Source organism: Nocardiopsis endophytica (assembly GCF_027706725.1).
Lineage (GTDB): Bacteria > Actinomycetota > Actinomycetes > Streptosporangiales > Streptosporangiaceae > Nocardiopsis_A > Nocardiopsis_A endophytica.
The window spans coordinates 1-13,688 of sequence record NZ_JAQFWQ010000033.1; the positions used below are offsets into that span (position 1 = coordinate 1).

Here is a 13,688-nt window from a genome sequence, read left to right on the forward strand (position 1 = left end):
CTACTTCGCTGGCATTGGGCCGCCGTGACGGGACGGTGCGCCGGGGCCCTACAGCAAGCCCTGGCCGCTGATGCCCTCGGGGAGCTTCGCTGCCGCCGCCCTGTCCAGCAGGAACAGCGTCCTCGAACGGCCCCGGGCGCCTGCCGCCGGGACCTGTACCTCTCCGGCCTCGGGGGACAGGGCCAGGCGCACCGCCTCGGCCTTGCCCTCGCCGGACGCCAGCACCCACACCTCCTTCGCCGCGCGGATGGCGGGGAAGGTCAGCGACACCCGCGTCGGAGGCGGCTTCGGTGCGCCGTGCACGGCAACCACCGTGCGCTCCTCCTCGTACAGCGCGGGCTGCTCGGGGAACAGCGACGCGACATGGGTGTCCGGGCCGATGCCCAGCAGGCACACGTCGAACGCCGGGACGTCGGAGTGGTCCTCCGGGCGGGACGCCGCGCGCAGCGCCTCGGCGTAGCGCTCGGCACCCGGCTCGGGCACCGCGCCGTCCGGGCCGTCCGGGGCCGGCATCGGGTGCACCCGCGCGGGGTCCACGCCCACGTGGTCCAGCAGCGCCTCGCGCGCCTGGGTCTCGTTGCGCTCGGGGTCGCCGGTGGGCAGGAACCGCTCATCGCCCCACCACACGTCCACCGCCGACCAGTCCACGGCGTCGCGCGCCGGGGCCTGGGCCAGCTCGGACAGCACGGCGATGCCGATGCCGCCGCCGGTCAGCACGATCGACGCCGACCCGGTCGCGGCCTGGGCGTCCACCAGGCGGGTCACCACCCGCGCCGCGGCCGCCTTGGCCAGCAGCCCGGCGTCCGGGTGGACCAGGACGGACGGTGTGCTCACTGCGCCCCCTCCGCCGACGGCGCCGCCTCCGCCGTCCGCGCCGCGCGCTGCCCCGGCGCCTCGCCCCGCTCGGTCATGTCCTTCAGGAATGTCGCGGTCCTCTCGTACATCAGGTCCGGGTCCAGCCGCCGCAGCTCCTCGGCCAGGGCCTCGGAGGCGCGCCGCCGGGCCAGGGCCACGGTCTGGTCGGGCTGCCCCGGCCGGGACAGGGTGGCCACCCGCCCGTCCTGGCGGCGCAGGGCGATGTCCCCGCCCTCGGTCACCAGCCGGGTGCCGGTGATGCCCGGCCCGTTGGACACGGTCCGCGTCACCTCCACGTCCAGCTGGTGGGCGAGCCAGGCCGCCAGCAGGTCGGCGCTGGGGTAGTGGTCCTCGGCGGTCACCTCGGCCGCGGTCACCCACCCCGACGGGTGGTCCATGGTGCTGGCCAGCATCGACCGCCACGGGGTGAGCCGGGTCCAGGTCAGGTCGGTGTCGCCGGGCCGGTAGTTGCCGATCCGCCCGAGCAGGTCGGCCATCGGGTCCGGCGCCCGCAGCGCGTCGGTGATGCGCCGGTGCGCCAGCCGCCCCACGGGGTCGGCGGCCGGCTCGGCCGGGCCCGCCCCCGGCCACCAGGCCACCACCGGTGCGTCCGGCACCAGCAGCGGGGTGATGACCGAGTCGGCGTGCTCGCCCAGCGGCCCGTACAGCCGCAGCAGCAGCGCCTCGCCCGGCCCCGAGGTGCCGGGGCGGCGGATCTCGGCGTCGATGGCCGGCTCGGCGTCCGGGTCGCGCCGGATCACCGCGATGATGCGCGAGGGGTGCTCGCGTCCGGCCTCGGTGGCGGCCCGCACCGCGTCGTAGTGGTCGGCCTCGTCGGTCACGATCACCAGCGTCAGCACCATGTTCATGGCCCCGCCGCCGATGCTGTGCCGCTCCTGGGCCAGCGCCTCGGTGATCTGCGAGGTGTCGGTGCGCGGAAGGTACATCGTCATCGGTGGTCCTCCGTCCTCGGGGGCGCCCCCGGCGCCGTCACGGGCGCCGCCACTGGCGCCCCTCCCGGGCGAGCATGGCGTCGGCCGACTCCGGCCCCCACGTCCCCGACTCGTAGGGCTCGGGCCGCCCCTCCTTGGCCCAGTACTCCTCCACCGGGTCCAGGATCTCCCACGACAGCTCGACCTCCTGCTGGCGCGGGAACAGCGGCGGGTCGCCGATGAGCACGTCCAGGATGAGCCGCTCGTAGGCCTCCGGGCTGGCCTCGGTGAACGACTGGCCGTAGGTGAAGTCCATGGTCACGTCGCGCACCTCCATGGCCGCCCCGGGCACCTTGGACCCGAAGCGCATGGTGACGCCCTCGTCCGGCTGGATGCGCAGCACCAGCGCGTTCTGCCCCATGTCCTCGGTGTCGACCTGGCTGAACACCTGGTTGGGCGTGCGGCGGAACACCAGCGCCACCTCGGTGACCCGGCGCCCCAGCCGCTTGCCGGTGCGCAGGTAGAACGGCACCCCCGCCCACCGGCGGGTGTTGACCTCCAGGCGCAGCGCCGCGTAGGTCTCGGTGACGGAGTCGTCGGGGATGCCCTTCTCCTCCAGGTACCCGCAGACCTCGTCGCCGCCCTGCCACCCGGACGCGTACTGGCCGCGGGCGGTCCCCGAGGCCAGGTCGTCGGGCAGCCGCACCGCCGAGAGCACCTTCTCCTTCTCGGTGCGGATGGCGTCGGCCGAGAACGACACCGGCTCCTCCATGGCCACCAGCGCCAGCAGCTGCAGCAGGTGGTTCTGGATGACGTCGCGGGCCGCGCCGATGCCGTCGTAGTACCCGGCCCGGCCGCCCACCCCGATGTCCTCGGCCATGGTGATCTGCACGTGGTCCACCAGGTCGCGGTTCCACATCGGCTCGAAGAGCGTGTTGGCGAACCGCAGCGCCATGATGTTCTGGACGGTCTCCTTGCCCAGGTAGTGGTCGATGCGGAAGACCGACTGCGGCGGGAAGACGTCGTCCACGACCGCGTTGAGCTCTTTGGCGCTCTCCAGGTCGTGCCCGAACGGCTTCTCGATGATCACCCGCCGCCAGGCGTCCTCCCGCTGGTCGGCCAGCCCGGACCGCCTGAGCTGCTTGACCACGGTCGGGAACAGCTTGGGCGGCAGCGAAAGGTAGAAGGCGTAGTTGCCGCCGGTCCCGCGGTCGGCGTCCAGCTCGCGCACCGTGTCGGCGAGCCGGTCGAAGGCCTCGTCGTCGTGCAGCTCGCCCTGGACGAACCGGACGCCCTCGCTGAGCTGGCGCCACACGTCCTCGCGGAAGGGGGTCCGGGCGTGCTCGCGCACCGCCTCGTAGGCCTCCTTCGCGAAGTCCTGGTGCTCCCACTCCCGGCGGGCGAAGCCCACCAGTCCGAAGCCGGGCGGCAGCAGCCCCCGGTTGGCCAGGTCGTAGATGGCCGGCAGCAGCTTCTTGCGGGCCAGGTCGCCCGTGACCCCGAAGAGCACGAGCACGCTGGGCCCGGCGATCCTGGGCAGGCGCCGGTCCAGCTCGCTGCGCAGCGGGTTCGGGGTCGCCCCCGGCATCACCGGCTCTTTCACGTTGAACTCCCCTGTGGTCGGGCCGTGTTCTCGGGCCGTCAGGCGCGCACCCGGGCCAGCGCCCGGCGGATCTGCGCCAGGCCGGCCGCGCGGTCGAGCAGGTGCAGGCGCACGGCGGGGCGCCCGCGCGTGTCCAGGGCTCCGAAGTCGCCCAGCGCCTGGGCGAGCTGGAGCCGTCCGAAGGAGTAGGGGCGGCCGGGCACCGGCAGGTCCTCCGGGTTCTCCCCGGTGATCTGCAGGAACGCGCCCGCGGCGGGCCCGCCCTTGTGGTACTGCCCGGTGGAGTGCAGGAACCGCGGCCCCCACCCGAAGGTGGTCTGGCGCCCGGAGGCGTCCGCCAGCTCGGCCCGCAGCCCCGCCGCCGGGGCGTCGGCGACCCGGTCCAGGTAGGCCATGACCGCCAGGTAGCCGCGCTCGGGCACCGCCTCCAGCAGCGCGCGCAGCGCGCCCTCCAGGCCGCTCTCCCCGTCCAGGCGCAGCGCCCGGGAGGCGCGCACCTCCACCGCCCCGTCGGTGAACAGCGGGTCGGCCTGCGGCAGCGGGCCCTCGCCCGCGCCGTCCAGCAGCGCCTTGGTGTTGTCCTTGGACTCCTGCACGTTGGGCTGGTCGAACGGGTCGATGCCCAGCAGGCGCCCGGCGACGGCGGTGGCGTACTCCCAGGCCAGGAACTGCGCCCCCAGCGGGCCGGTGACCCGCACCAGCGCCCCGCCGTCGGGGGAGGGCCCCGCCTCGGAGAACGACGTGGGCAGCGCGTCGGGCGCGTCGGCGAACCCGGGGGCGTTGGTGCCCTCGGCGACGACCGGCAGCAGCCCGGTGCCCTGCTTGCCGGTGGACTCGGCCACCAGCTGCTCGATCCAGTCGCCCAGCCCCACCGGGGTGGACCCGGCCAGCACCAGCTTGTCCCGCCCGGCCGCGCCCATGGCGGCGCCCAGCAGCAGCGCCGGGTTGCCCGTGTCGACCTTGAGCGAGGGCGCGAGCGCCTCGGCCTCGTCCAGCAGCGCCTCCACGTCGACCCCGGCCAGCGCCGCGGGCACCAGGCCGAACGCCGACAGGGCGCTGTAGCGGCCGCCCACCTCCGGGTCGGCCAGGTAGGTGCGGTAGCCGCGCTCGGCGGCCAGCGCGGCCAGCGGCGACCCGGGGTCGGTGACCACGGTGATCCGCTCGGCCGGGTCGATGCCCGCCTCGGTGAAGGCCTGCTCCAGGGCGCGGCGGTGGCTGTCGGTCTCCACGGTGCCGCCGCTCTTGGAGGAGACCACGGCGGCGGTGCGGTGCAGCCGGTCGTCCAGGGCCGCCCGCACCTGCGCCGGGTCGGTGGTGTCCAGGGTGGTCAGCTCGGCCCCGCGGGTGGCGGCGATGACCTCGGGGGCCAGCGACGAGCCGCCCATCCCGGCCAGCACCACCCGGTCCACCCCGGCGGCGCGCAGCGCGCGGGCGTGCTCGGCCAGCTCGGGCAGCAGCTCCCGGGAGGTGCGCGGCAGGTCCAGCCAGCCGAGCCGGATGGACGCCTCGTCCCGCGCGTCCGGACCCCACAGGGTGCTGTCCTTGGCGGCCAGCGCCGAAGGCACGCCGTCCGCGGCCAGAACCTTGACGGCCTCGGCGGCGGCTTCTGCGGCGGCGCCGGTGACGCGCACACTCAGCCCGGCGCTCGCGGCCTCCTCGACTCGGGGTTGCGTGCTCAACTCGACGACCTCATTCCCGTGTGTTCCAGGTGTCCCATGTCCGAGAGGAGAGAAGAAGGGCCGGGGCGCTCCCGCGCCCCGGCCCCGTACTCACGCGGATCCGCCGAGGGCGGACCGCACCCGGTCCAGCAACTGCTCCCAGGACTTCTCGAACTTGGCGACGCCGTCGTCCTCCAGCAGGCGCAGCACGTCCGCGAAGTCGACCCCGGCCGCCTCGATGGCGTCCATGTCCGCGCGCGCGGAGGCGTACTCCCCGCGCACCGTGTCGCCGGTGATCCGCCCGTGGTCGGCGACGGCCTCCAGGGTGGCCTCCGGCATGGTGTTGACCGTGTCGGGGGCGACCAGCTCGTCGACGTAGCGGGTGTCCGGGTAGGCCGGGTCCTTCACGCCAGTGGAGGCCCACAGCGGCCGCTGGCGGCGCGCCCCGGCCGACTCCAGCACGCGCCAGGCCTCGTTGGCGAAGAACTCCTCGTAGGCCTCGTAGGCCAGGCGCGCGTTGGCGATCGCGGCCCTGCCCTTGAACTCCTTGGCCTCGGGCGTGCCGATGGCGTCCAGGCGCTTGTCGACCTCGCTGTCCACGCGGCTGACGAAGAACGACGCCACCGAGTGGATCTTGGTCAGGTCCAGGCCGTTCTCCCGCGCCCGGGCCAGGCCGTCCTGGAAGGCCTGCATGACGGCGCGGTAGCGCTCCAGCGAGAAGATCAGCGTGACGTTGACGCTGATGCCCTCGGAGATCGCCTGCGTGATGGCGGGCAGGCCCTCCAGCGTCGCCGGGATCTTGATCATCAGGTTGGGCCGGTCGACCAGCCACCACAGGGCGCGGGCCTCGGCGACGGTGCGCTCGGTGTCGTGCGCCAGGCGCGGGTCGACCTCCAGCGACACCCGGCCGCCCACGCCGTTGCTGCGCTCATAGAGCGGGCGCAGCACGTCGGCGGCCCACCGGATGTCGTAGCCGGTCAGCGCGCGCACCGCCTCGTCGACCGAGACGCCGCGGGCGGCCAGGTCGCGCAGCTGGGCGTCGTAGGCGTCGCCCTCGCCGAGCGCCTTCTCGAAGATGGTCGGGTTGGAGGTGACCCCCACGACGCTGCGGGTCTCGACCAGGTCCTGCAGGTTGCCGGTGCGCAGGCGGTCGCGGCTGATGTCGTCCAGCCAGACCGCGACGCCCTGCCCGGAGAGCTCAGTGAGCGGGTTCGTCATCGCTTCTCGTACTCCTCGAAGACTTCTGGGTGCCCGACGCGCACAACACGCGCCGGGCCGGTGGCGTTCCCTCCGGGCTAGGAGGCGTTGGCGACACTCTTCTCGGCGGCGGCGACCACGGCGTCGGCGGTCAGGCCGAAGTGCTCGTAGAGCTCGCCGTAGGGCGCCGAGGCGCCGAAGTGCTCCAGGCTCACGGACTCGCCCGCGTCGCCGGTGAACTCGCGCCACCCCATGGCGATCCCGGCCTCCACCGAGACCCGCGCGCGCACCGACGCCGGCAGCACGCTCTCCTTGTAGGCGGCGTCCTGCTCGCGGAACCACTCCACGCACGGCATGGACACCACGCGGGTCGGCGTCCCGGCGGCCTCCAGCCGCTCACGGGCCTGCAGGGCGATGGCGACCTCGCTGCCGGTGGCGATCAGGATGGCCCGCGGCGCACCGCCGGAGGCCTCCGCCAGCACGTAGCCGCCCTTGGCCGTGCCCTCGGCCGAGCCGAACTCCGAGCGGTCCAGGGTGGGGACGTTCTGCCGGGTCAGGGCGAGCGCAGAGGGGCGGTCGCCGTTCTCCAGCACGGTGCGCCAGGCGACCGCGGTCTCGTTGGCGTCGCCGGGGCGGATCACGTCCAGCCCGGGGATGGCGCGCAGCGACCACAGGTGCTCGACCGGCTGGTGCGTGGGGCCGTCCTCGCCCAGGCCGATGGAGTCGTGCGTCCACACGTAGGCCACCGGCAGCTTCATCAGCGCCGCCAGGCGCACCGCCGGGCGCATGTAGTCGCTGAAGACGAGGAACGTGCCGCCGTAGGGGCGGGTGGGGCCGTGCAGCGCGATGCCGTTGAGGACCGAGCCCATCCCGTGCTCGCGCACGCCGAAGTGCAGCACCCGGCCGTACTCGTTGCCGGGGAACATCTCGCTGGCGGCCTTCTCCGGAAGGAAGGACGGCTGGCCCTTGGGGGTCGTGTTGTTCGACCCGGCCAGGTCGGCCGACCCGCCCCACAGCTCGGGCAGCTCAGGGGCGATGGCGCTGAGCACCTCGCCGCTGGCCTTGCGGGTGGCGATGCCCTTGGCGTCGGCGTCGAACACCGGCAGGGCCTTCTCCCAGCCCTCGGGGAGCTTGCCCGCCTCCAGGCGCTCGAAGAGCTCGGCGCGCTCGCCCGCCCCGGCCTGCCAGGCCTCGAAGCCCTTCTGCCAGGCGGCGCGGGCCTCGCGGCCGCGCTCCAGGGCCGCACGGGTGTGGTCGAGGACCTCCTGTGGCACATCGAAGCGCGCGTCGGGGTCCAGGCCCAGCACCTGCTTGGTGGCGGCGACCTCCTCGGCGCCCATGGCGGCGCCGTGGATCGCCCCGGTGTTCTGCTTGTTGGGCGAGGGCCAGCCGATGATGGTGCGCAGGCGGATGAACGACGGCTTGCCGGTCTCGGCGCGCGCGGCCTGGATCGCCGCGTACAGCGCCTCCACGTCCTCGTGGTAGGAGCCGCCGGCGATCCAGTCGACGGTCTGGACGTGCCAGCCGTAGGCCTCGTAGCGCGCGGCGACGTCCTCGGAGAAGGCGATGCGGGTGTCGTCCTCGATGGAGATCCGGTTGTCGTCCCAGATCAGCACCAGGTTGCCGAGCTCCTGGACGCCCGCGAGCGCGCTGGCCTCGTGGCTGACGCCCTCCTCGACGTCGCCGTCGGAGCAGATGGCGTACACGAAGTGGTCGAACGGGCTCTCGCCCTTCGGGGCCTCGGGGTCGAACAGGCCGCGCTCGCGGCGGGCGGCCATCGCCATGCCCACGGCGTTGCCGATGCCCTGGCCCAGCGGGCCGGTGGTGGTCTCGACGCCGGCGGTGTGCCCGTACTCCGGGTGGCCGGGGGTGAGGCTGCCCCACTGGCGCAGCCGCTTGAGGTCGTCCAGCTCCAGGCCGAACCCGGCCAGGTAGAGCTGGATGTACTGGGTCAGGCTGGAGTGGCCGGCGGAGAGCACGAAGCGGTCCCGCCCGACCCAGTCGGGACGGGCCGGGTCGTGGCGCATCACCTTCTGGTACAGAAGGTAGGCCGCGGGGGCCAGACTCATCGCGGTGCCGGGGTGCCCGGAGCCGGCCTCTTCGACGGCGTCCATGGCCAGCGCACGGACCACATCGACGGAGCGGCGGTCGAGGTCCGACCACTCAAGGGAATTCGAGCTGCCGATGTTCACGCGGGCTCAGGGCTCCTTTCGCGCGTTCGCGCATTCGACCGGCGCCCGGCACTGGGGGAGCCCGGGTGCGGTGAATGTGAGGTTGTGCATGCCGGATGCGGCCGGACCTCCGCCACCGCGCCCCGCGTGGCCCCGGGGCCGGTCACGGCAGGTTTGACCGCCTACGAGCCTATCGCCCCGGGCCGGGCGCGGGCGCGCCGCCACACGCGCCGGGTCACGTGGCGCTCGTCGCCCTCCACGGCGGGAATGCGCGGTGACGCGCCGCAGGGGGCGCCCCGGTCAAGCACGCGCCCGGGGGAGTACTACAGTAAGTCGTCGACGGGGTTTTACCGGCTCTTGGCGGGTGCTGGAGAACGGTTCCGGCCCCGGCGTGGCGAGCAGAAACATCCCGATCTTCCTCCGAGGTTCAGCGTGTCGTTGTCCGTAGAGCGGATGTCCCCCGCGCCGTCGTCCCCCACCGGAGACGAGAGCGGCGACGGGCCGGGGCGCCGCGCCTCCGTGGGCGCCTATGTGCGGGCCTACGTCGCGCTGTCCAAGCCCCGGGTCATCGAACTGCTGCTGATCACCACCATCCCGGTCATGTTCGTGGCCGCCCAGGGGGTGCCCCCGCTGTGGACCGCGGCGGCGACCCTGGTGTTCGGGACCATGTCGGCGGCCAGTGCCAACGCGCTCAACTGCTACATCGACCGGGACATCGACAAGGAGATGCGCCGTACCCGGCGCCGGCCGGTGGCCATGCACCAGGTCACCCCGCGCGGGACGCTCGTCTACGGGCTCGTGCTGGCGCTGGGCTCCACCGCCGGGTTCGCGCTGGCGGTGAACTGGCTGTCGGCGGCGCTGTCGGCGTTCGCGATCCTGTTCTACATCTTCGTCTACACGCTGCTGCTCAAGCGGCGTACCGCGCAGAACGTGGTGTGGGGCGGCATCGCGGGGTGCATGCCGGTGCTCATCGGCTGGGCCGCCATCACCGAGCGCCTGGACTGGGCGCCGTTCGTGCTCTTCCTCGTCGTCTTCTTCTGGACCCCGCCGCACACCTGGGCGCTGGCCATGCGCTACCGGGAGGACTACGCGGCCGCGCAGGTGCCGATGCTGCCGGTGGTGGCCACCGACCGGCGGGTGCTGCTGGAGTGCGTGCTCTACAGCTGGGCCACCGTGGCCACCTCGGTGCTGCTGTGGCCGGTCGCCGGGACCACCCTGTTCTACCTGGCGGTCGCGGTGGTCCTGGGCGGGCTGCTGCTGGTGCAGGCGCACCGCCTGCTGGCGCGGGCCCGGGCCGGGGTCTCCGGCGCCCAGCTCAAGACCATGGGGTTCTTCCACCTGTCCAACGCCTACCTGGCGCTGCTGTTCACCGCGGTGACCATCGACCCGCTGCTGGCGGGCTGGCTGGCCTGACGGCCCGGGGCGGCGCCGGGGGCGCGGCCCGCCCCTGAGCCCCGCCCGGCCTTTCCCGAGATCAGCGCCAGGGCGCCCGGGGCCGCGGAATGCGCGGCGGCTTCGGCCCCACGGCCCGGCAACCGCTACGATCGGGCACCATGTCGGGTCTGGACACCAAAGCCATCCTGGAAGGCCGCCGCCCGGGCAGGCGCTCGATCGGCCTGTTCGTGGGCATCTTCGTCAGCGTGCTGTGCACCCTGGCCATGCTCGGGTACCTGCTGCTGGCCGGGCTGGCCACCGGCGGCGTGGCCGGGGTGGCCGGGTTCCTGATCGCCCTGCTGGCCGCCGTCGTCCCGGTGGCCATCCTGGTGCCGCTCATCCTCATGCTGGACCGGCTCGAACCCGAGCCGCGGTCCATGATGCTCTTCGCGTTCGTGTGGGGCGCCGGCGTCGCGGTGGGGGTCTCCTTCATCCTCAACACCGCCGGGATGGAGCTGTGGGCGGTGCCGCTGTTCGGCGCCGACTTGGGCGAGGTCATCACCACCACCGCGGTGGCCCCCATCGTGGAGGAGAGCGCCAAGGGGCTGGTCCTGCTGGTGCTGCTGTGGCGGCGCCGGTACGAGATCGACTCCTACACCGACGGCGTCACCTACGCGGCGATGGTGGCCACGGGCTTCGCGTTCACCGAGAACGTCCTGTACTTCCTGACGTCCTACTTCGAGCAGGGCTTCTTCGGGCTGGCGTTCACCTTCGTGCTGCGCGGCCTCATCGGGCCGTTCGGGCACCCGCTGTACACCGCGATGATCGGCATCGGCGTGGCCTACGCCGCCATGCACCGCGGCGCCGGGCGGTTCTTCGCCCCGGTCGCCGGATGGGTCGGCGCGGTCCTGCTGCACGCCCTGTGGAACGGCTCCACCGTGTTCGGCTGGGCCGTGGTGGGGGCCGCCTACGGGATCCTGTTCATCGTCCTGGTGGCGATCATCGCCATCGCGGTACAGGACCGGCGGCGCCAGGTGGGGGCGATCTCCTACTACCTGCCGCAGTACGTGCCCACGGGGCTGGTGACCCCGGCCGATATCCGCATGCTCAGCACCATCAAGGGGCGCCGGGCCGCACGCGGGTGGGCCCAGCGCAACGCCGGCGGGCGCGGCAAGGAGGCGATGAAGGACTACCAGCTGGCCGCCACGGAGCTGGCGCTGCTGCACCAGCGGCTCGACCGGGGCGTGGCGCGGCCGGAGTGGGAGAAGAGGCGCGACTCGTTCCTGGCGCTGATGCACGTCGCACGGGAGGCCTTCCTGGGCCGGGTGGCGCGTCCGGCGGCCCCGGCGTGGGCGCCGTCCCCCACCGACTCGGGCTTCCTGAAGCGCGCGGACTTCCAGCACGTGATCACCCAGGCCCAGGCCAAGCGCGGCTTCAGCGACCGCCCGGGCCAGCCGCCCCAGGCCCCGCCGCCGGGTCCGCCCCAGGGCCCGTTCCCACCCCAGGGACCGCCCCCGGGCAACTACCCGCCGCGGGGCTGACCCCCGCGGCGGGCGGCCGCCCCGGCAGCGCGGGCGTCCTCCTCGCGGAGGAGGCGTGCCCAGGGCGGACGCCGTGAATCGGGGATGATCCGCGCCCTGGTTCGAGGTGGCGCCGGTCCAGTACTACGCTGTGTCGTATGCTTCCTCAGCCTGGTCCGGCGGCGCTGGCGGCCGATGACATCGAGATCCTCTCCCTGCCCCTGTGGGCGTGGCAGGTGGCCTTCGCCGTCGCCGGGGTGGTCGCGCTCGTGCTGCTCGCGCGCACCATCTGGCACCCCACCACGCGCACCCTGCGGTGGTGGGCGCTGGGAAACGTCGTCGTCAACGCCGGGATCGCCGTCACCGGCGCCACCGTGCGCGTCACCTCCTCCGGGCTGGGGTGCTCGGAGTGGCCGCGGTGCACCGAGGACAGCTTCGTCCCTGTGGACACCGGGCACACCGCCTGGCAGGCCGCCATCGAGTTCGGCAACCGGACGCTCACCTTCCTGGTGCTGGCGGTCGGCGTCATCGTGCTGGTGGCCGTCCTGCGCATGCGCCCGCGCCGGCGGGACCTGACCGCGCTCGCCGTCGCCATCCCGCTGGGGGTCATGGGCCAGGCCGTCGTCGGCGGCATCACCGTGTGGAGCGGACTGCACCCGGCCTCGGTGGCCGCGCACTTCCTGCTGTCCATGGTGGTCGTCGTGCTCACCATTGCCTTCTACGTGCGCTGCCGCGAGCCGCAGGGGGACCTGCGGCCCACCGTCGGCCCCGCCGCCCGGCTCCTGGCCACCGCGCTGGTGCCGCTGGGATTCGTGCTCTTGATCGCCGGGACCGTGGTCACCGGGACCGGTCCGCACGGCGGCGACATCGACGCGCCGCGCTGGGGCTTCGACATGGTGATGGTGGCCCGCACTCACTCGCTGCTGGCGTGGGCGACCAGCCTCGGCGCCGTCGCCATGGCGGTCATGACCCGTAAGGGCCCCTCCGTCGCCCGGCGGCAGAGCCTTCTGCTGATCGCCGCGATCGCCGCCCAGGGAACGATCGGATACGTCCAGTACTTCACCGGCCTGCCCGAGTGGCTGGTGGTTCTGCACGTCCTGGGCTCGGCGGTGGTGTGGATCGCGATCCTGCGCCTGTACTTCGCCACCGCCGAACGCGTGGCCCCCGATGGGGAAGCGCAGAAGCAGGACACCGCCCGACTCGACGAGGCCACCGCGAAGGCCTGAAGCCGGTTGGAGTCCGTCCCCGAGGGGGTGCACGGGCGAGGATCGTGCCTCGGCCCCTGAAGAGGCGCCCCTCGGGGCGCCTGGGCCATCGCTCTGGAAACCGTCCGTAGGACGCCGCGTCCGCCTGCGCCGGACGCGTTCGGGATCAGTAGGCATCCCCACCGCCCGCTCCTGTGCTCCTTGAAGGCGCCCGGGCCCACCCACCCCCTGAAGTCGGCGGTGGTTCCGCGCCGCGCGGGGCCTTGCGGCGGGATTCACTTGAGCCCGCCCGGGAGGCGTCGCGCTGCGTCCCGGGCGGGGTGACCGCCCATCCCCTCAAGGGCGGTCTGGGAGCCGCCGACCCGGATTCCCCGGGGCGGCGGCAGGTACGGTCGCGGTCACCGGTCCGCGTGGCCCATGCCTGGCGGAGGCAGCGTGTCGGGGTGGTTCACCAGGCGCCGTGCGGCGTTGATGGTGTGGATGAGCCGTTGAAGATAGGCGTACTGCAAGTCGGCGCGGGCGTGACGGCCGCGCCGCAGGACCACGTGGACGCCTGGCGCCAAGGTCAAGACGAGTTCGTCGTCGGTGGAGGCCAGCGCCGTCATGCCCGGAGCCGGGTCGGTGATGCGCACCTCCACCTCGCCGTGGCGGTCCTCACGCCAGTGCAGGTGATGGCCCTGCGTCGCTGCGGGCGGCGGGCCGACGGCGTCGGGGGAGCGGTCGTCGCGGAACGCGTCTCCGAGGAGGAACCCCATCACGGCCCCATCCCCTGTGAGAGGACGTGGTGGATCTCGGCCCGGCCGAGGCGGGTGGACAGGTCCATCAGAGCGGCCACGTCTCGCGCCTCGCGGGCGGCGTGCGCGCGCTCGCGGGCGACGAGGTAGGGACGCACCCGCTCGCGTGGAGTGTTGGCCACGCATCGGTCGAAGCGCGCGATCAGGTCGGCGAAGGTGCCCAAGTCGTGGCAGGCCAGGCCGACATCGTGAGCCGTGTGCGCGGCTGTGAACATCAGGCGCCGTCCATCGTAGGTGTAGCCCATCCCCCACCGCGGGTGGGCGAGGGCGAGTTCCACGAACGTCGCGTAGTCGTCGCCTTCGAGGCGCGGCGCAGAGTAGGAGATGGTCATCACGGCACCTCTGGCGGCCGGTGGCGGACGGGCGGGCAGGGCGCGCC

The 13,688-nt window shown here is 73.6% G+C and carries 11 protein-coding genes; 3 read left to right on the forward strand and 8 right to left on the reverse strand.

Features of this window, described 5'->3' with window-relative positions:
• Positions 1-48 precede the first annotated feature (48 nt).
• The 6 genes from pgl to tkt all read right to left on the reverse strand — a co-directional run bounded on the left by pgl (position 49) and on the right by tkt (position 8,437).
• Positions 49-834, reverse strand: a complete 786-nt coding sequence (pgl, locus tag O4J56_RS13370) for a 6-phosphogluconolactonase (RefSeq protein ID WP_270686080.1) — start codon at positions 832-834, stop codon at positions 49-51.
• Complete coding sequence (locus O4J56_RS13375) at positions 831-1,808, reverse strand: glucose-6-phosphate dehydrogenase assembly protein OpcA (RefSeq protein ID WP_270686081.1); 978 nt, start codon at positions 1,806-1,808, stop codon at positions 831-833. Before O4J56_RS13375 ends, pgl begins: the two co-directional genes overlap by 4 nt.
• A 37-nt stretch (positions 1,809-1,845) precedes the next feature.
• Positions 1,846-3,375, reverse strand: a complete 1,530-nt coding sequence (gene zwf, locus O4J56_RS13380) for a glucose-6-phosphate dehydrogenase (RefSeq protein WP_270686125.1) — start codon at positions 3,373-3,375, stop codon at positions 1,846-1,848.
• 53 nt (positions 3,376-3,428) lie between these two features.
• On the reverse strand, positions 3,429-5,069 hold the full coding sequence (locus O4J56_RS13385) for a glucose-6-phosphate isomerase (RefSeq protein WP_270686082.1): 1,641 nt from the start codon (positions 5,067-5,069) through the stop codon (positions 3,429-3,431).
• 90 nt (positions 5,070-5,159) lie between these two features.
• Positions 5,160-6,266, reverse strand: a complete 1,107-nt coding sequence (gene tal / locus O4J56_RS13390; protein WP_270686083.1) for a transaldolase — start codon at positions 6,264-6,266, stop codon at positions 5,160-5,162.
• Positions 6,267-6,343: 77 nt separating this feature from the next.
• Positions 6,344-8,437 carry a transketolase gene (gene tkt, locus O4J56_RS13395; protein ID WP_270686084.1) on the reverse strand — a complete coding sequence of 698 codons (2,094 nt, stop codon included), beginning with the start codon at positions 8,435-8,437 and terminating at the stop codon, positions 6,344-6,346.
• 432 nt (positions 8,438-8,869) lie between these two features.
• Here tkt and O4J56_RS13400 point away from each other — a divergent pair, with 432 nt between their 5' ends.
• From O4J56_RS13400 to O4J56_RS13410, 3 genes are all read left to right on the forward strand, one after another.
• Positions 8,870-9,829 (forward strand): heme o synthase, encoded by a 960-nt coding sequence (locus O4J56_RS13400; protein ID WP_270686126.1) that lies wholly within the window; start codon positions 8,870-8,872, stop codon positions 9,827-9,829.
• Positions 9,830-9,969: 140 nt separating this feature from the next.
• Positions 9,970-11,331 (forward strand): PrsW family intramembrane metalloprotease, encoded by a 1,362-nt coding sequence (locus tag O4J56_RS13405; protein ID WP_270686085.1) that lies wholly within the window; start codon positions 9,970-9,972, stop codon positions 11,329-11,331.
• A gap of 137 nt (positions 11,332-11,468) precedes the next feature.
• On the forward strand, positions 11,469-12,536 hold the full coding sequence (locus O4J56_RS13410; protein WP_270686086.1) for a COX15/CtaA family protein: 1,068 nt from the start codon (positions 11,469-11,471) through the stop codon (positions 12,534-12,536).
• 377 nt (positions 12,537-12,913) lie between these two features.
• Here O4J56_RS13410 and O4J56_RS13415 read toward each other — a convergent pair whose 3' ends face one another.
• Together O4J56_RS13415 and O4J56_RS13420 are read right to left on the reverse strand one after the other, a co-directional pair.
• The gene (locus tag O4J56_RS13415) at positions 12,914-13,270 is read right to left on the reverse strand and encodes a hypothetical protein (RefSeq protein WP_270686087.1); all 357 of its coding nucleotides are present in this window, start codon (positions 13,268-13,270) and stop codon (positions 12,914-12,916) included.
• A complete protein-coding gene (locus tag O4J56_RS13420; RefSeq protein WP_270686088.1) occupies positions 13,270-13,641 on the reverse strand; it encodes a hypothetical protein in 372 nt (123 codons plus the stop codon). Before O4J56_RS13420 ends, O4J56_RS13415 begins: the two co-directional genes overlap by 1 nt.
• Positions 13,642-13,688: the final 47 nt, after the last annotated feature.

Bases quoted from the DNA above. Each gene is read 5' to 3' on its own strand.
- tal (WP_270686083.1), bottom strand. From the start codon at position 6,266: ATGACGAACCCGCTCACTGAGCTCTCCGGGCAGGGCGTCGCGGTCTGG.
- O4J56_RS13420 (WP_270686088.1), bottom strand. From the start codon at position 13,641: ATGACCATCTCCTACTCTGCGCCGCGCCTCGAAGGCGACGACTACGCG.
- O4J56_RS13410 (WP_270686086.1), top strand. From the start codon at position 11,469: ATGCTTCCTCAGCCTGGTCCGGCGGCGCTGGCGGCCGATGACATCGAG.
- O4J56_RS13375 (WP_270686081.1), bottom strand. From the start codon at position 1,808: ATGACGATGTACCTTCCGCGCACCGACACCTCGCAGATCACCGAGGCG.
- O4J56_RS13400 (WP_270686126.1), top strand. From the start codon at position 8,870: ATGTCCCCCGCGCCGTCGTCCCCCACCGGAGACGAGAGCGGCGACGGG.
- O4J56_RS13405 (WP_270686085.1), top strand. From the start codon at position 9,970: ATGTCGGGTCTGGACACCAAAGCCATCCTGGAAGGCCGCCGCCCGGGC.
- zwf (WP_270686125.1), bottom strand. From the start codon at position 3,375: ATGCCGGGGGCGACCCCGAACCCGCTGCGCAGCGAGCTGGACCGGCGC.
- O4J56_RS13415 (WP_270686087.1), bottom strand. From the start codon at position 13,270: ATGGGGTTCCTCCTCGGAGACGCGTTCCGCGACGACCGCTCCCCCGAC.